The 16178-nt window shown below is 58.0% G+C and carries 16 protein-coding genes and 1 other RNA gene; 12 read left to right on the forward strand and 5 right to left on the reverse strand.

The window, feature by feature from the left end:
• Positions 1 to 36 precede the first annotated feature (36 nt).
• Complete coding sequence (locus L362_RS21835; RefSeq protein WP_023326794.1) at positions 37 to 1737, reverse strand: SgrR family transcriptional regulator; 1701 nt, start codon at positions 1735 to 1737, stop codon at positions 37 to 39.
• Between the two features lie 101 nt (positions 1738 to 1838).
• On the opposite strand from L362_RS21835, the gene cof reads away from it, so the two are divergent.
• The gene (cof, locus tag L362_RS21830) at positions 1839 to 2657 is read left to right on the forward strand and encodes an HMP-PP phosphatase (RefSeq protein ID WP_008503309.1); all 819 of its coding nucleotides are present in this window, start codon (positions 1839 to 1841) and stop codon (positions 2655 to 2657) included.
• Between the two features lie 40 nt (positions 2658 to 2697).
• Here cof and L362_RS21825 read toward each other — a convergent pair whose 3' ends face one another.
• Positions 2698 to 3744 carry a PLP-dependent cysteine synthase family protein gene (locus tag L362_RS21825; protein ID WP_008503308.1) on the reverse strand — a complete coding sequence of 349 codons (1047 nt, stop codon included), beginning with the start codon at positions 3742 to 3744 and terminating at the stop codon, positions 2698 to 2700.
• A gap of 115 nt (positions 3745 to 3859) precedes the next feature.
• On the opposite strand from L362_RS21825, the gene L362_RS21820 reads away from it, so the two are divergent.
• The 5 genes from L362_RS21820 to amtB all read left to right on the forward strand — a co-directional run bounded on the left by L362_RS21820 (position 3860) and on the right by amtB (position 9779).
• Positions 3860 to 4318, forward strand: coding sequence for an Lrp/AsnC family transcriptional regulator (locus L362_RS21820; protein ID WP_008503307.1), 459 nt, complete (start codon positions 3860 to 3862; stop codon positions 4316 to 4318).
• 30 nt (positions 4319 to 4348) lie between these two features.
• Positions 4349 to 6121 carry a SmdA family multidrug ABC transporter permease/ATP-binding protein gene (locus L362_RS21815; protein WP_023343491.1) on the forward strand — a complete coding sequence of 591 codons (1773 nt, stop codon included), beginning with the start codon at positions 4349 to 4351 and terminating at the stop codon, positions 6119 to 6121.
• On the forward strand, positions 6114 to 7895 hold the full coding sequence (locus L362_RS21810) for a SmdB family multidrug efflux ABC transporter permease/ATP-binding protein (protein ID WP_023343492.1): 1782 nt from the start codon (positions 6114 to 6116) through the stop codon (positions 7893 to 7895). Before L362_RS21815 ends, L362_RS21810 begins: the two co-directional genes overlap by 8 nt.
• 220 nt (positions 7896 to 8115) lie before the next feature.
• Positions 8116 to 8454: a P-II family nitrogen regulator gene (gene glnK, locus L362_RS21805; RefSeq protein ID WP_008503304.1), complete on the forward strand. Its 339-nt coding sequence runs from the start codon at positions 8116 to 8118 to the stop codon at positions 8452 to 8454.
• A gap of 35 nt (positions 8455 to 8489) precedes the next feature.
• Positions 8490 to 9779 carry an ammonium transporter AmtB gene (gene amtB, locus L362_RS21800; RefSeq protein WP_008503303.1) on the forward strand — a complete coding sequence of 430 codons (1290 nt, stop codon included), beginning with the start codon at positions 8490 to 8492 and terminating at the stop codon, positions 9777 to 9779.
• Between the two features lie 95 nt (positions 9780 to 9874).
• Here the strand turns inward: amtB and tesB are convergent, their stop codons facing one another.
• Positions 9875 to 10735: an acyl-CoA thioesterase II gene (gene tesB / locus L362_RS21795; protein WP_023293157.1), complete on the reverse strand. Its 861-nt coding sequence runs from the start codon at positions 10733 to 10735 to the stop codon at positions 9875 to 9877.
• Positions 10736 to 10938: 203 nt separating this feature from the next.
• Between tesB and L362_RS21790 the strand changes: the two genes are divergently transcribed.
• The gene (locus tag L362_RS21790; protein ID WP_008503301.1) at positions 10939 to 11466 is read left to right on the forward strand and encodes a YbaY family lipoprotein; all 528 of its coding nucleotides are present in this window, start codon (positions 10939 to 10941) and stop codon (positions 11464 to 11466) included.
• 32 nt (positions 11467 to 11498) lie between these two features.
• On the opposite strand, the gene L362_RS21785 is transcribed toward L362_RS21790, so the two are convergent.
• On the reverse strand, positions 11499 to 11810 hold the full coding sequence (locus L362_RS21785; protein WP_013095875.1) for an MGMT family protein: 312 nt from the start codon (positions 11808 to 11810) through the stop codon (positions 11499 to 11501).
• A 172-nt stretch (positions 11811 to 11982) separates the two neighbouring features.
• Here L362_RS21785 and ffs point away from each other — a divergent pair.
• The 3 genes from ffs to L362_RS21775 all read left to right on the forward strand — a co-directional run bounded on the left by ffs (position 11983) and on the right by L362_RS21775 (position 12805).
• Positions 11983 to 12079: signal recognition particle sRNA small type (ffs, locus tag L362_RS23535), an RNA gene on the forward strand.
• Positions 12080 to 12341: 262 nt separating this feature from the next.
• Positions 12342 to 12593 carry a hypothetical protein gene (locus L362_RS21780; RefSeq protein ID WP_021241644.1) on the forward strand — a complete coding sequence of 84 codons (252 nt, stop codon included), beginning with the start codon at positions 12342 to 12344 and terminating at the stop codon, positions 12591 to 12593.
• Entirely contained in the window at positions 12590 to 12805 is a 216-nt protein-coding gene (locus tag L362_RS21775) for a hypothetical protein (protein WP_008503298.1), read from the forward strand. Before L362_RS21780 ends, L362_RS21775 begins: the two co-directional genes overlap by 4 nt.
• Positions 12806 to 12890: 85 nt before the next feature.
• Here L362_RS21775 and L362_RS21770 read toward each other — a convergent pair whose 3' ends face one another.
• Positions 12891 to 14312, reverse strand: a complete 1422-nt coding sequence (locus L362_RS21770; protein WP_023343494.1) for a MocR-like transcription factor YczR — start codon at positions 14310 to 14312, stop codon at positions 12891 to 12893.
• Between the two features lie 86 nt (positions 14313 to 14398).
• On the opposite strand from L362_RS21770, the gene L362_RS21765 reads away from it, so the two are divergent.
• Together L362_RS21765 and L362_RS21760 are read left to right on the forward strand one after the other, a co-directional pair.
• Positions 14399 to 15010 (forward strand): membrane protein YczE, encoded by a 612-nt coding sequence (locus tag L362_RS21765; protein ID WP_023343495.1) that lies wholly within the window; start codon positions 14399 to 14401, stop codon positions 15008 to 15010.
• 78 nt (positions 15011 to 15088) lie between these two features.
• Positions 15089 to 16159, forward strand: a complete 1071-nt coding sequence (locus L362_RS21760; RefSeq protein WP_023343496.1) for a LacI family DNA-binding transcriptional regulator — start codon at positions 15089 to 15091, stop codon at positions 16157 to 16159.
• The last annotated feature ends 19 nt before the right edge of the window (positions 16160 to 16178 follow it).

Raw genomic sequence — 16178 nt, forward strand, 5'->3', positions numbered from 1 at the left:
TATGTTACCGTCTGCCTGTGGCGGCGACCAGCTTCTTCACGATTTGGGGGCGGGCAGCCAGGCTTCGGTAAAATCAAACCAGCCGCGGGTGTTGAGGCGAATCCCATTCACGCCCGGTGGCGCGCTGATCTGATACTGATAATTAAAGAGCGGCGTCAGCACCGCATTTTCCATTAATCGGCTAAAAATGGCCTTCAGGCCCGCGTGCCGATCCCGAGCCTCGGCCTGAGTCTGTACCGCATCCAGCGTGGCTTGCAAATGGGCGTACGCCGGTGCGCTTAACACGTGTGGCCAAAGCGTATCGCAGCGCAGCCACTGCTCAAGCGTATACGCTGGCGCTTCGCCAATCAGCCTGTCGCCCATCATGATGTCTGCTTCGGCAAGCTGCTGGCATCCGTCCCACGTCTTGGCGTCATGAAAGATGACGGTCAGCTCACAACCCTGTAGCGCCAGGTACGTCTTCAACTGGCTGGCCATGGTGTGAAGCTCAACGGGAAGATGGTAAACCAGCGTCAGTGCTTCAGGCAGGGCAACATCGGTTAAATCAGTCCAGTCGGGGATTGTCCAGCCGGGAAGCAGTTCCCCGGTGGGGGTGATGAGCCCTTCGTTTAGCGGAAGCGTGTGGAGAAGCCTGGAGTGATGAATGATATTAATCAGCCGCTTTGCCTGGTTCTCACTCAGGCGTGCGCTCTGTTTTAGCGTGAGGTAACAGAACCCCAGGCTGGTGCTGCTGCTTACCAGCCGCAGACTTTCCAGCTCGTCGGCCTCACCAATCGCGATTTGCACCGGGTGACGGCAGCTGGTACCCAACCTGTGATCAAAAAGCTGGGGTGTGATCCAGTATTCGATGGCTTTGAGCAGCGGATGGCTCAGGTGGTACTGCTCATGGCTTTCCAGACGAACCAGGTCGGGTTCAAAGGCGACCAGCCGAAAGGGGCCGCTGCCAATCGTCGAATGGTCGGGATGCGCCAGACGGCTACAGTAGGTTGCCAGCCTGTGCGGCAGCCAGTAGTCCGGATGATGCAGCGTAAACGTCAGGCACTGCGGATGCGTTGTTTCGATACAGAGGACGCTCTGAAACAGAGTGCGCAGGGCGGGAAGCGTCAACAGCGCGGTCAGGCTTCGCTGGAGATGCGCCGTTTCAATTTTATCGCCGTTATGCCAGTGCAGCGTGGAGCGAATGTAGAAATGCCAGCGCAGCCCATCATCCGACACATCCCAGTGATGCGCCAGATCGCCCGTAGGCTCACTGCTGTTGCCGTGAAATCGCGTCAAACCTGAGAAGACTTGCCCTGCCAGATGCTGCTCTGCCCGACCCGGTAAAAAGCCCGGCTGAAGCGGCTCCAGTGAGCGGTAGTAGGGGATGCGCAGCGTCGGCGTGTCGTTTTGCCACTGCCCACCCAAAAACGGGTGCAGCAGCGCACGCAAATCTTCGGGAGCAAGCTGCGCCAGCTCGAGGGCGTTATGCTGCTGCCCGCTTTTTAGCGCTTCTTCCATCATCGTGTTGCGCAGTGATTCCGGAGTGACGTGAAACGTCAGCGCACCGCGCCTTCCACGCCCGGACTGCGCGCGCCAGGTCAGCCAGCCCGCCTCCTGGGCCTGACGCAGCAGAGTACGGACATGTCGCTCGCTACAAAAGCAGCGGCTGGCAAGTTCATTTACGGTTACCTGCTGCGGCGCGCCAGCGGAAGGTTGCCACAGGCGTTGATACTGGTTAAGACGGTTAAGCTGGCGCATAAGAAACCCGGAACAATAATTTTCATCTATTCACTATTACTTCCGTATATCTCACACGATACTGATGCACAAGTTAACCGCATCACATTTCGGGAGTAATCATGGCTCGGCTCGCTGCATTTGATATGGACGGTACGCTGTTAATGCCGGATCACCGTTTAGGGGAGAAAACCCTGAACACGCTGAAGCGCCTGCACGAGCGTAATGTCACCCTGACGTTTGCCACCGGGCGTCATGTTCTGGAAATGCGCCATTTGCTGGGTGCGTTTGCCCTCGATGCCTTTCTGATCACCGGCAACGGGACGCGAATTCACTCTGTAGAAGGCGATGTGCTGTACCGACAGGATCTCAACCCGGAAGTGGCGGATATCGTGCTGCACAGTACCTGGGATACGCAGGCCAGCATCCACGTCTTTAACGATCGGGGCTGGTTTACCGGAAGCGACATCCCGGAATTATTGCACGCGCATGTGTATAGCGGTTTTAAATACCAGCTTATCGATCTGCGCCGGATCCCCGCCCATGCGGTGACCAAGATCTGCTTCTGCGGCGATCACGACGATCTCTGTCGCTTACGGATCCAACTGAATGAGGCGCTGGGCGACCGGGCGCACCTGACCTTCTCGGCGGTGGATTGCCTGGAAGTACTGCCGGTGGGCTGTAACAAAGGTTCCGCTCTGGCGGTGCTGAGCGACCACCTGGGATTAACGCTGCAGGAGTGCATGGCGTTCGGTGACGCCATGAACGACCGCGAAATGCTGGGTAGCGTAGGTCGCGGCCTGATCATGGGGAATGCGATGGCGCAGCTGAAAGCAGAACTTCCCCATCTGCCGGTTATCGGTCACTGCCGTAATGAAGCAGTGTCCCATTTTTTGACGCATTGGCTGGACAACAACAACCTCCCATATTCCCCCGAATAGTGAGACCCTTCCAGCAAGCCAGGCTTCGGTCTGGCTTTTTTTATTTCAGCAGTTGAGCAATCTGCGCCTTCCAGGGGGCGATATCACCGATGTTGGCCTGCACCCACTCCGCATTGTAGTAGGTCTCGAGATAACGCTCGCCGCTGTCGCACAGCAGCGTGACGATGGAACCGGTTCGTCCCGCTTCGCGCATACGTGCGGCAAGCTGCAGCGCGCCCCACATATTGGTGCCCGTCGAGGCGCCCACTTTGCGGCCCAGCTGCGTTTCCAGCCAGTGCGCTGTTGCCACGCTGGCGGCATCCGGCACGCGCATCATCTCGTCCACCACGTCGGGGATGAAAGAAGGCTCAACGCGCGGACGGCCAATCCCTTCAATTTTACTCCCCACCGGGCTGCGCAGACCGGCATCGCGGTTTTGCCAATAGTCGAGGAACACGGAGTTCTGCGGGTCAACTACCATCAGCTGGGTATCGTAACCCTGACAGCGGATATAGCGTCCGATCGTGGCTGACGTGCCGCCGGTACCGGCGCTCATCACAATGTAGGACGGAACCGGATGCGGTTCGTGGGTCATCTGGCGGAAGATACTGTCGGCAATGTTGTTATTCCCGCGCCAGTCCGTCGCGCGCTCGGCGAAGGTGAACTGGTCCATATAGTGGCCGTTCAGCTCACGAGCCAGCATTTCAGAGGCGGCGTAGATTTCGCAGGCGCTTTCCACAAAGTGGCAGCGACCGCCGTAAAATTCGATCTGTTCGATTTTGCGTTTTGCGGTGCAGGAGGGCATCACCGCAATAAACGGCAGGCCCAGCAGGCGGGCGAAATAGGCTTCGGACACCGCCGTTGAACCGGAAGAGGATTCAATGATGGTGGTGCCTTCTTTAATCCAGCCGTTACATAAACCGTATAAAAACAGCGAGCGCGCCAGGCGATGCTTCAGGCTGCCGGTAGGATGGGTGCTTTCATCTTTCAGATAGAGCTGAATGCCGTCAAATCCCGGCAGGGAAAGGCGAATCAGGTGCGTATCCGCCGAGCGCTGATAGTCGGCATTGATTTCGCTGATCGCATGTTTAACCCAGGTGCTATTCATCGTCGTTATCCGTTTGTCATTTTGTGCCTAGCATAGCGAAAAGCACAGAAAAAATTGTTGCTATCTGGCCTTTAAAATAGAATTAAGGGAGAAAAATTTTCTCTGTGAGGTGGGTATGCTAGATAAAATTGACCGCAAGCTCCTTTCATTGCTGCAAAGTGACTGTACCCTCTCTTTGCAGGCGCTGGCAGATGCCGTTAATCTGACCACCACCCCGTGCTGGAAGCGGCTTAAGAAGCTGGAAGATGACGGTATTCTTCTGGGGCGCGTCGCGCTGTTAGATCCTGAAAAACTGGGGCTTGGGTTGACGGCATTTGTGCTGATAAAAACCCAGCATCACAGCAGCGAGTGGTATTGCCGCTTCGTTACCCAGGTGTCTGAGATGCCCGAAGTGCTCGGTTTCTGGCGTATGGCCGGCGAGTACGATTACCTGATGCGCGTCCAGGTGGCCGACATGAAGCGTTATGATGACTTCTACAAGCGACTGGTGAACAGCGTGCCGGGGTTATCGGACGTCACCTCAAGCTTCGCTATGGAACAGATTAAATACACCACAGCATTACCCATTGAATAACTTCGTAAAATACCTTCAGGAACAAACCGCGTGCGATTATTTGCCCAATTAAGCTGGTACTTTCGTCGGGAGTGGCAACGCTACCTCGGTGCAGTCGCCCTGCTTATTATCATTGCTATCCTGCAGCTGATCCCGCCGAAAGTGGTGGGCTACGTCGTGGATGGCGTCACCGAACAGCATTACACCACCGCACGGGTGTTGATGTGGGTTGGCACGCTGGTGCTGACGGCGGTCATTGTTTATCTGCTGCGCTACGTCTGGCGCGTGCTGCTGTTTGGTGCGTCCTATCAGCTGGCCGTTGAGCTGCGTGAAGATTTTTATCGCCAGCTGAGTCGACAGCATCCCGAATTTTATCTGCGCCATCGCACCGGGGATCTTATCGCGCGCGCGACTAACGACGTCGATCGCGTGGTCTTTGCCGCCGGGGAAGGGGTGCTGACGCTGGTGGACTCGCTGGTAATGGGCTGCGCGGTGCTGATCGTCATGTCAACGCAGATCAGCTGGCAGCTGACCCTGCTGGCGCTGCTGCCGATGCCGCTCATGGCGCTGGCGATCAATCGCTACGGCGAACAGCTGCACGAGCGCTTCAAGCTGGCGCAGGCGGCGTTTTCGTCGCTGAACGATCGCACCCAGGAGAGCATGACCAGCATCCGCATGATCAAAGCGTTTGGTCTGGAAGACCGGCAGTCCGCGCTGTTTGCCGCTGATGCGGCCGACACGGGGGCGAAAAACATGCGCGTCGCGCGTATTGACGCTCGATTTGATCCAACGATTTATATCGCAATTGGCATGGCAAATATGCTGGCGATTGGCGGCGGGAGCTGGATGGTGGTGCAGGGCACGCTCACCCTGGGCCAGTTGACCAGCTTTGCCATGTATCTGGGGCTGATGATCTGGCCGATGCTGGCGCTGGCCTGGATGTTTAACATCGTGGAGCGCGGCAGCGCCGCCTACAGCCGTATTCGCGCCATGCTGGCCGAAGCGCCGGTGGTCAATGACGGCAGCGAAGCGTTGCCGGAAGGACGCGGCGCCATGAAAGTCGACGTCCGCAAGTTTATCTATCCGCAAACGGAACATCCGATACTGGAGAACGTCAGTTTTACCCTTCAGCCGGGCCAGATGCTCGGCATCTGCGGCCCGACGGGCTCCGGTAAAAGTACCGTACTCTCGCTGCTCCAGCGCCACTTTGACGTCACCGAGGGCGATATTCGCTTCCATGATATTCCGCTCACCAGCCTGCTGCTGGATGAGTGGCGTGGTCGCCTGGCGGTTGTCAGCCAGACGCCGTTTCTTTTTTCTGACACCGTGGCGAACAACATCGCGCTTGGGTGCCCTGCGGCAACGCAGGAAGAGATCGAGCATGTGGCGCGTTTAGCCAGCGTGCATGATGACATTTTGCGCCTGCCGCAGGGCTACGAAACGGAAGTCGGGGAACGCGGCGTCATGCTGTCCGGCGGGCAAAAACAGCGTATCTCCATTGCCCGCGCCCTGCTGCTCAATGCGGAAATCCTGATTCTGGACGATGCGCTCTCCGCCGTGGATGGCCGTACCGAGCATCAGATCCTGCATAACCTGCGCCAGTGGGGCGACGGACGCACGATAATTATCAGTGCCCACCGTTTGTCAGCGCTCACCGAAGCCAGCGAAATTCTGGTTTTGCAGCACGGCCATATTGCCCAGCGCGGGCAGCATGAAACGCTTAGCGAGCAGCCGGGCTGGTATCGCGATATGTACCGCTATCAGCAGCTTGAGGCGGCGCTGGACGATGCGCCGGAGCAGGATGAGGAGGCCGCCAATGCGTAAGCTTGGAACGATGTGGCCGACGCTCAAACGTCTGCTGGCCTACGGCTCACCGTGGCGCAAACCGCTCTCCGTGGCCGTGCTTTTACTCTGGATAGCGGCGATTGCCGAAGTGAGCGGGCCGCTGCTCATCAGCTACTTCATCGACAATATGGTCGCCAAAAGCTACCTGCCGCTGGGGCTGGTGGCGGGCTTAGGCGTGGCCTACGTTGGGTTGCAGCTGGCGGCGGCAGGGCTGCACTATGCGCAGTCGCTGCTGTTTAACCGTGCAGCCGTAGGCGTTGTTCAGCAGTTGCGTACCGATGTGATGGACGCGGCGCTTCGCCAGCCGCTCAGCGAATTTGATACCCAGCCGGTCGGGCAGGTGATTTCGCGCGTGACCAACGATACCGAGGTGATCCGCGATCTGTACGTCACCGTGGTGGCAACCGTGCTGCGCAGCGCGGCGCTGATTGGCGCGATGCTGGTGGCGATGTTCAGCCTCGACTGGCGCATGGCGCTGGTGGCGATCACCATCTTCCCGGCGGTGCTGATCGTCATGGTGATTTACCAGCGTTACAGCACGCCGATTGTGCGCCGGGTGCGCGCCTATCTGGCCGATATCAACGATGGCTTCAACGAAGTGATCAACGGCATGAGCGTCATCCAGCAGTTCCGCCAGCAGGCGCGCTTTGGCGAGCGCATGGGCGAAGCCAGCCGTTCACACTATATGGCGCGTATGCAGACGCTGCGCCTGGACGGTTTCCTGCTGCGACCGCTGCTGAGCCTGTTCTCGGCGCTGGTGCTTTGCGGGCTGCTGATGCTCTTTGGCCTGAGCGCAAACGGTACGATTGAAGTGGGTGTGCTGTACGCTTTCATTAGCTATCTGGGACGCCTTAACGAGCCGCTGATCGAACTCACTACGCAGCAATCGATGCTGCAACAGGCGGTTGTCGCCGGTGAGCGCGTCTTTGAGCTGATGGACAGGCCGCGCCAGGCCTACGGCAATGACGAGCGACCTCTGCAAAGCGGGGCTATCACCTTTGATAACGTCTCATTTGCCTATCGCGAAGACCGTCTGGTGTTGCAGGAGATTACGCTCGATGTGCCGTCACGCGGTTTCGTCGCGCTGGTGGGCCACACCGGCAGCGGTAAAAGCACGCTCGCCAGCCTGCTGATGGGCTACTATCCAGTCACGCAAGGCGAAATCCGCCTCGACGGACGTCCGCTCGCGTCGCTCAGCCACACGGTGTTACGCAAAGGCGTTGCGATGGTGCAGCAGGATCCGGTCGTGCTGGCCGATACCTTCTACGCCAACGTAACCCTGGGACGGGACTATTCAGAAGCGCAGGTTTGGGCGGTACTGGAAACGGTGCAGCTGGCAGACCTGGCGCGCGGGTTTAGCGACGGGATCAACACGAAGCTGGGCGAGCAGGGCAACAACCTCTCCGTGGGGCAAAAACAGCTCCTGGCGCTGGCGCGCGTCCTGATTGAAACACCGCAGGTGCTGATTCTGGACGAAGCCACGGCCAGCATAGATTCTGGAACCGAGCAGGCGATTCAGCAGGCGCTGGCCGCCGTACGCGACCATACGACGCTGGTGGTGATTGCTCACCGGCTCTCCACCATCGTCGACGCGGACACGATTCTGGTGCTGCATCGCGGACAGGCCGTGGAGCGCGGTACGCACCGCGAGCTGCTGGAAGCACAAGGGCGCTACTGGCAGATGTACCAGCTGCAGCTGGCGGGCGAAGAGCTGGCCGCCAGCGTGCGTGATGAAGAGTCCCTTAGCGCCTGATGCACTAAAATGAGGCGCCGCGCTAACAGTCATTCCTGTTGGTGCAAAACTGAAACGCACCCTGCACCGGCATGGTGCGTTTTTTTTCACCGGTTCATTTATCAGAACCGCGTAACGCACATCGCGCCGCGATTCCCTCACGTTTTCATTTCTGGCACATCCCTTGCAATACCTTCCGCGTAAGCTGCGGCCATTACCGAATTCTGACTGGAGGGGATCTATGAAGCTGGTTACGGTTGTAATCAAACCATTCAAACTCGAAGACGTGCGCGAAGCATTGTCTTCAATGGGTATTCAGGGACTGACTGTCACCGAAGTGAAAGGCTTTGGTCGTCAGAAGGGTCATGCCGAGCTTTATCGCGGGGCGGAATACAGCGTTAACTTTCTGCCAAAAGTAAAAATTGATGTCGCGATTGCTGACGATCAGCTTGATGAAGTCATTGATGTCATTAGCAAAGCGGCCTACACCGGCAAAATTGGCGACGGCAAAATTTTCGTTGCCGAACTGCAGCGCGTCATTCGCATCCGTACCGGCGAATCTGACGAAGCGGCACTGTAATTAACGCCTGGCACACAGTGATAGGGATCGAGAAAATGAAGATAGCAACACTTAAAACGGGTCTGGGTTCGCTGGCGCTGCTGCCGGGCCTGGCGCTGGCTGCTGCCCCTGCGGTGGCCGACAAAGCCGATAACGCCTTTATGATGATCAGCACCGCGCTGGTGCTGTTCATGTCCATTCCGGGCATTGCGCTGTTCTACGGCGGTCTGATCCGTGGCAAAAACGTTCTCTCCATGCTGACGCAGGTTGCCGTGACGTTCGCACTGGTCTGCGTGCTTTGGGTGGTTTACGGTTACTCTCTGGCGTTCGGCACGGGTAACGCGTTCTTTGGTAACTTCGACTGGGTGATGCTGAAAAACATTGAACTGACCGCGCTGATGGGCAGCTTCTATCAGTATATTCACGTGGCGTTCCAGGGCTCGTTCGCCTGCATTACCGTCGGGCTGATTGTGGGCGCGCTCGCCGAGCGCATTCGTTTCTCTGCGGTCCTGATCTTCGTGGTGGTCTGGCTGACGCTCTCCTATGTGCCGATTGCGCACATGGTCTGGGGCGGTGGTCTGCTGGCCACGCACGGCGCGCTGGACTTCGCGGGCGGTACCGTTGTCCACATTAACGCCGCGGTCGCGGGTCTGGTGGGCGCTTATCTGATTGGCAAACGCGTGGGCTTCGGTAAAGAGGCGTTCAAACCGCACAACCTGCCGATGGTCTTTACCGGTACTGCGATCCTCTACTTTGGCTGGTTTGGCTTCAACGCCGGCTCAGCAAGTGCGGCCAACGAAATCGCCGCGCTGGCCTTCGTGAACACCGTTGTAGCCACGGCGGGTGCAATCCTCTCCTGGGTGTTTGGCGAGTGGGCGGTGCGCGGTAAACCTTCCCTGCTGGGGGCCTGTTCAGGTGCGATTGCTGGTCTGGTTGGTATCACCCCTGCGTGTGGTTATGTCGGTGTCGGCGGTGCGCTGCTGGTCGGCCTGGTGTCCGGTCTGGCGGGTCTGTGGGGCGTGACTGCACTGAAACGAGTTCTGCGCGTGGATGACCCTTGCGATGTGTTCGGCGTGCACGGCGTGTGCGGGATTGTCGGCTGTATCATGACCGGTATCTTCGCGGCGAAATCGCTCGGTGGCGTGGGCTACGCAGAAGGCGTCACTATGGTTCATCAGGTGCTGGTGCAGCTGGAAAGTATCGCTATCACCGTGGTGTGGTCTGCAGTCGTCGCTTTCATCGGCTACAAGCTGGCGGACATGACGGTGGGTCTGCGCGTACCGGAAGAGCAGGAGCGCGAAGGTCTGGATGTGAACAGCCACGGCGAGAATGCGTATAACGCATGATCTGAGTGTCTTGCCGGGTGGCGGCTTCGCCTTACCCGGCCTACAACAGCACAAAACGTAGGCCCGGTAAGCGTCGCGCCACCGGGCTTTTTACATCAACCTCTGTTACGCATCACCCCTTCCTGCACCGTTGAAGCGACCAGCACGCCGTCCTGAGTATAAAACTCCCCACGCACAAACCCGCGGGCGCTGGATGCCGACGTACTCTCCACGCTGTAGAGCAGCCACTCGTTCATGTTGAAGGGACGGTGGAACCACATCGAGTGATCGATCGTCGCGACCTGCATCCCTTTTTCGAGGAAGCCGACGCCGTGCGGCTGCAGCGCCACCGGCAGGAAGTTGAAGTCAGACGCATAGCCCAGCAGATACTGATGGACGCGGAAATCTTCCGGCACGGTGCCGTTGGCGCGGATCCACACCTGACGCTTTGGCTCGGCGGTGTGGCCCTTCATCGGGTTGTGGAACTCGACGGGGCGGATCTCAAGCGGCTTATCGCAGAGAAACTTCTCTTTAACCTGCGGCGGCAGCAGATGCGCCAATGCGCGAGCGATATCCGTTTCCGATTTAAGATCGTCCGGCGAGGGGGCAGGGGGCATGACCTTCTGATGCTCGTAGCCCGGCTCCGGTGCCTGGAAAGAGGCGGTCATGTAAAAGATCGGCTTACCGTTCTGGATGGCCGCGACGCGGCGCGCGCTGAAGCTGTTGCCGTCTCGCAGAACTTCAACGTCATACACGATGGGTTTGGCGCTATCGCCAGGGCGTAAAAAGTAGCTGTGGAATGAATGCACCAGACGGTCTGCCGGGACAGTCTCCTTTGCAGCGTACAGCGCTTGTCCAACGACTTGCCCACCGAAGACCTGGCGTAAGCCTAAATCTTCGCTCTGTCCGCGAAAGAGTCCTTCCTCAATTTTTTCCAGATTCAGTAATGTCAGCAGATTGTTCAGTGCCTGACTCATAGTTGTCCTCAATAAACGCCGTAGCGAAAGATAGGCAGAGTATAACGCAGAAATGAAAGTGGTCCGATGGGTAGAATAATCTGAATATCGGGATGATTTCAGGCATTAATCAGTGAGTTGTGCCACACTTAAAAACGTTATGTGATTGAAACGACATCGGATGGGATCGATCCCGCTGGTGCATTGATGATAAGGAGACTTCAATGAAACTCGTGCCTATGCTAAGTGGTGTAGCGATTGCGGTGGCGTTGTCCGCCTGTGCCGGTAAGAGCGCCCAGGTGCCAGTGCCAGCAGCTGACCCGAACGGGATTAATACCCTTTCGCAGCAGTCCATTCAGCAGCCTAACGTTTCCGGTACCATCTGGATTAAACAGAAAGTTGCGTTGCCGCCGGATGCGGTATTAACGGTGACGCTGTCTGATGCTTCCCTGGCCGACGCGCCGTCGAAAGTCGTGGCCCAGCGTGCCGTCCGTACTGAAGGCAAGCAGGCGCCGTTTAGCTTCGTGTTGCCGTATAACCCGTCGGACGTGCAGCCTAATGCCCGTATTCTGCTGAGCGCAGCGGTCACCATCAACGGTAAGCTGGTGTTTATCACCGATACGGTCCAGGAAGCGATTAACAACGGTGGAACCAAAATCGACCTGAACCTGGTGCCAGTACAGCAGACCGAAGTGCCGGTCGCACCGCAAACCAATCAGCCGTCTCTGCCAACCCCACCGACGCAGATGTAATAGGGTTATTCCCCTCTCCTTCGGGAGAGGGGTCAGTACACCCACCGGTACTTCTGCAAATCGATCTGACCCGACCCTGACACCTGCACCCCTTCTGAAAGTAACGCCTGACGCTGACGCTGGAGATCCGGCCCGGTGAGTGAGATGGCGCCATGACGGTTCACCACTCGATGCCAGGGCAGCGTACTGCCTTCCGGCAGCCGTTTCAGGACGCCTCCAACCTGTCGCGCCGCGCGCGGGGAACCGGCCAGGCGCGCAACATCACCATAGGTAGTGACATAGCCTTCCGGGATTGAGGCCACGATTTGCCATACGCGCTGTGGAAAGGAGTCGTGTTCGTCCATACCTTCACCTGTGGGGGGAGTTTCTGGAACGCTATGGTAAACGAAGATCTTCATGATTGCTGCGCCTGTTTGCGCAAGAAACCAGCATCCGGTTCCTGGTCACTTGCAATTGGGCTTTAGCACAGGGATAATGCGCCAGCGCGTTGGTTATCAACGCTCTCAATGGGGGCTCTGTTGGTTCTCCCGCAACGCTACTCTGTTCACCAGGTCAGGTCCGGAAGGAAGCAGCCAGGGCAGACGACGTGTGTGCCGGGATGTAGCTGGCAGGGCCCCCACCCATTTCTGAGCCTCTGCGTTCTTCCCTGATTTTTGCCTCTTCCCTGGACGTTATTCCCTAATAAGATTATGCCTATAGCATGTAATATATATTTCATCGCGCTGAAATATTAATGTCATAAACTTGTAATAATAGTCGGGCATTTTATCCTTGGCCGTCTATTTTCTGGCAAAACTCAAAAAAATATATATCTGGATAACATTGTTAACTTCGTGTATTAAATAAAGTACTTATTCCGAAGGGAAGTGATAAACATGGCTACAGCGGTATTAAACGTTAAGATTGATGACGCGCTAAAAGAAAGGCTTCGCCACTATGCGGAAGTGAATAACGAGAATTTAAGCGTGACGACAGAGAAATTGCTACTGCTGGCGTTCGAGGCAGTAGAAGAGGCGGGAGTATCGGAAGAGGATATTGATAATCAGCATACGGAAGAAGAGAATGTTTCTCCATTTACTCCTAAAGAAATCAAGGCTCTACGTAAACTTCTGAAGAAGAGAAAATGAAACAACAACTGTCAACTGCCAGTGACTACAAAGAGGCCTGCGATTTGTTGCGTTCAGGCTACGTGAAGCATGTACGTCTTGGCTGGAATGTCGGAAGTGATGAGTTCTTTCGTATTGCGTCTGACTGGTGTGATACTGGCGCAAAAATAAAGAAAGACGGTGAAAACTTCGTTATTTCACTGAAAGGGTTTCCTATTCCTGCTCAGCATTAATTCCGGACTGGTGAAAACTGCTGACTGTATCCATGACAGTCAGCAGTTTTTATTTTTTTTATGATCGGCTTCAAACTTTTTGCTATTAAATCACGCTGCGTTTTACAGGTGGCACGTTTTTATTCAGGGCGAGCCATAACGGTTTAATCCTCAGCAGCGCCTGTTCAAGCTCTGTCGGCTCGAGCGAGAAGGGCATCCGCAAATAGCGGTCAAACGCACCCGATAAACCAAACCGCGTACCGGTCCCCAGATTTATCCCCAGAATCTCAGCCCGAGCGGCAAGCTGCGTCGCCAGCATGCCGGGGAGCTCAATCCAGTATGAGAGCCCGCCCTCTGCTTCATGGAATGTCCACTCCGGGAAATGTTCACGCAGCAGTTCACCGCATCGATCGCGTCGTTCCGCCAGCATTTTGCGGCGTGCGGGTAGAAACGTCTCGCTGTTGTTGATGAGCCACAGCGCCGCTAGCTGTTCCAGCAGCGGCGAGCCTAAATCCAGCGTATCGCGCGTCTGGGCAAGCGTGGCGATCGTGCGCGAGGACGCGCGGATCCAGCCGAGACGCAGCCCGCCCCAGAAGCTTTTTCCGGCAGAACCTAAGGTGATGACGGTGGCCTGCGGGTTAAAGGAGGCCAGCGGGGGCGGAGGAGGGGCGTCAAACCAGAGATCCACCATCGTTTCATCCACCACCAGCGTCGTACGGGTTTGCGCAGCAATATCGGTAATGGCCTGACGGGTCGCGACATCCATGCAGCGCCCGGTGGGGTTATGAAAATCAGGCATCAGGTACGCCAGGCGCGGCGCGGTCTGGGCAAGCGTGGCGGCGAAGCCGTCCGTATCCCAGCCCGTTTCCGGCAGCGACACCCCCACGGGCCGACACTGCGCGCCCTGAATGGCGGCAATCGCCAGCGGATAGGTGGGGTGATCGACCACGACGCGATCTCCCGGCCCGGTCATCATCCGCAGGACCAGCGCGAAGCCGCTGACGGCGCCATTGACCACCATCACTTCGTCCGCGCGGGTGGGAAGACCCCGCGCGGTGTAGCGCGCAGCGATGGCCTCCCGCAGCGTCGGGAGCCCTAGCTGATCGTAACCCGTCAGCGCGAGGTGCTGCGTAATGGCCGTGATCGCGTGGGTATACGCCTGGTGGATTTCCGGCCCGGCATTGAGGGCGGCAGTAGAGAGATCCAGTGCGGCACTCGCCGCGGAAAGCGTGGGAACGGCGCGCGTATCCGGGAGGATCACGCGTGACCCGCTGCCGTGGCGGCTTTCAAGATATCCCTCCTCGCGCAGATGGGCGAGGGCGCTGCTGATGGTGGTCCGGCTCACGTCCAGCGCCGTGGCCAGCTCGCGCTCCCCCGGTAGCCGCGTATTCAGTGCCAGACGTCCGTCAAGGATTAACAGGCGCAGCGCATCGGCCAGCTGTCGCCAGAGCGGCGTGCGGGATGAGGTTTGCTGCCAGTGGCCTAAAAGGCGTACCAGAGACTGGCTTCCGAAGCGACGTGACGACATGTGCAGTCCACTATTTGAAAACTGGACATTAATCATAGTGCCATTTTAGGCCAGGATGAAAGCCTGGTTCACTGGAGAAAATAAAAATGGTACGTCGTCTGCTACAACTCTATGCCGGTTTAGGACTGTATGGCCTGTCCACCGCGATGTTTATTCGTTCCGATTTGGGTGTCGATCCCTGGGATGTTTTTCACCTTGGGGTGGGGATACAGCTGGGGATGACTATCGGGACGGTGATCATTTTAACCGGTGCTGCGGTGCTGCTGCTGTGGATCCCCCTGCGCCAGATGCCGGGCCTGGGCACCATCAGCAACGTGATTTGTATCGGTCTGGCGGCGGATGCCAGCATGGCGCTGATCCCGGAACTGGACTCGTTACCTGTGCGCATCGCTTTCCTGGCGTCGGGTATCGTGATGAACGCGATTGCGACCAGCATGTACATCGGCGCCGGTTTTGGGCCAGGCCCGCGCGACGGCCTGATGACCGGCATTCATGCCCGGCTGGGGTGGTCCATTCGCAGCGTGCGTACCTCTATTGAGGTGTCCGTCCTGCTGATTGGGTGCGTGCTTGGCGGCACGTTTGGGGTGGGAACGGTAGTATACGCCCTGACCATTGGCCCACTTATCCAGCTCTGTCTGCCCTGGTTCCGCCAGAAGCCGAGCGTTGCTGAAATTGCGCAGCCGGAGCGGGTTGTTTAATTTTGCGAAGCGCTCACATGTTTTAACGGCGTCGCTGTGCCACAATAATGGGCCACGACTCACGCGATGCCACAATGCATGAAAGCTATCACTCTCTATGATGTCGCCCTCCTTGCGGGGGTTTCTTATCAGACCGTCTCTCGCGTCATTAACGACGCGGAGCATGTGTCTGCCCGTACCCGGGAAAAGGTGCAGCAGGCGATGGCGGAGCTGCACTACGTGCCTAACCTGCGGGCACAGCAGCTGGCGGGTAAACGCACCCGCACGCTGGGACTCATCACCACCGATCTGGCCCTGCATGCGCCCTCGCAAATTGTGTCGGCGGTAAAATCCCGGGCGGCGGAACAGGGGGCGAGCGTCCTTATCTCCATGGTGGAGCAACCGCAGCAGTGTCAGGCCGCGCTTCAGGCGCTGCTGGCACAGCGGGTGGACGCGCTGCTGGTGAATGTTCCGCTTGATGATGAACACGCCGAACAGCTGAGGGCGCTGGCGTCGCCCGTTCCGGTGCTTTTTCTTGATGTCTCGCCTTCAGCACAGGTAAACAGTCTTGTGTTTAACGCCGTACAGGGGGCGCATCTGGGCGTTGAGCACCTGCTGTCGCTGGGGCATCAGCGCATTGCCCTGCTGAGCGGGCCGGAAAGCTCGGTCTCTGCTCGGGCGCGTCTTGCGGGATGGAAAGCCGCTCTGGCCCGCGCGGGGCATGACGCCGCTGCGGTGGCCTACGGAGACTGGAGCGCGGCCAGCGGTTATGAGAAAGGACATGTGCTGCTGTCGGGTACCGCATTGCCGGACGCCATTCTGGTGGCGAACGATCAAATGGCGCTGGGGGTGATGCGCGCCTGCGCGGAAAAGGGGATCGCGATCCCGGGCCAGATGTCGGTGGTCGGGTTCGACGATACGGCTGACAGCGCCTGGTTTTCCCCGCCGTTGACGACCATTCGCCAGGCGTTTCGCGAGGCGGGCGAGCGCAGCGTGGAGTGGCTGCTGGCCCCCACCGAAGGCGAGACGTGCTGGCAGGTTCAGCTGCCGGTGACGCTGGTTACCCGCCATTCCAGCGCGCGCCGCGCGCCGCAGCAGGCCGAACGCGAGGATCTGGCGCAGCAGCTCAGAAGCCTGGCTCTCCTGGCCGAGCAGCTTGTCCGCAAATAAGACTTTTGTGATCGGACTC

Source organism: Enterobacter sp. MGH 16 (assembly GCF_000493175.1).
Classification (GTDB): domain Bacteria; phylum Pseudomonadota; class Gammaproteobacteria; order Enterobacterales; family Enterobacteriaceae; genus Enterobacter; species Enterobacter roggenkampii.

Coding starts and splice junctions, on each gene's coding strand:
- L362_RS21835 (WP_023326794.1), bottom strand. CDS start 1,737: ATGCGCCAGCTTAACCGTCTTAACCAGTATCAACGCCTGTGGCAACCT.
- cof (WP_008503309.1), top strand. CDS start 1,839: ATGGCTCGGCTCGCTGCATTTGATATGGACGGTACGCTGTTAATGCCG.
- L362_RS21825 (WP_008503308.1), bottom strand. CDS start 3,744: ATGAATAGCACCTGGGTTAAACATGCGATCAGCGAAATCAATGCCGAC.
- L362_RS21820 (WP_008503307.1), top strand. CDS start 3,860: ATGCTAGATAAAATTGACCGCAAGCTCCTTTCATTGCTGCAAAGTGAC.
- L362_RS21810 (WP_023343492.1), top strand. CDS start 6,114: ATGCGTAAGCTTGGAACGATGTGGCCGACGCTCAAACGTCTGCTGGCC.
- glnK (WP_008503304.1), top strand. CDS start 8,116: ATGAAGCTGGTTACGGTTGTAATCAAACCATTCAAACTCGAAGACGTG.
- amtB (WP_008503303.1), top strand. CDS start 8,490: ATGAAGATAGCAACACTTAAAACGGGTCTGGGTTCGCTGGCGCTGCTG.
- tesB (WP_023293157.1), bottom strand. CDS start 10,735: ATGAGTCAGGCACTGAACAATCTGCTGACATTACTGAATCTGGAAAAA.
- L362_RS21790 (WP_008503301.1), top strand. CDS start 10,939: ATGAAACTCGTGCCTATGCTAAGTGGTGTAGCGATTGCGGTGGCGTTG.
- L362_RS21785 (WP_013095875.1), bottom strand. CDS start 11,810: ATGGACGAACACGACTCCTTTCCACAGCGCGTATGGCAAATCGTGGCC.
- L362_RS21780 (WP_021241644.1), top strand. CDS start 12,342: ATGGCTACAGCGGTATTAAACGTTAAGATTGATGACGCGCTAAAAGAA.
- L362_RS21775 (WP_008503298.1), top strand. CDS start 12,590: ATGAAACAACAACTGTCAACTGCCAGTGACTACAAAGAGGCCTGCGAT.
- L362_RS21770 (WP_023343494.1), bottom strand. CDS start 14,312: ATGTCGTCACGTCGCTTCGGAAGCCAGTCTCTGGTACGCCTTTTAGGC.
- L362_RS21765 (WP_023343495.1), top strand. CDS start 14,399: ATGGTACGTCGTCTGCTACAACTCTATGCCGGTTTAGGACTGTATGGC.
- L362_RS21760 (WP_023343496.1), top strand. CDS start 15,089: ATGAAAGCTATCACTCTCTATGATGTCGCCCTCCTTGCGGGGGTTTCT.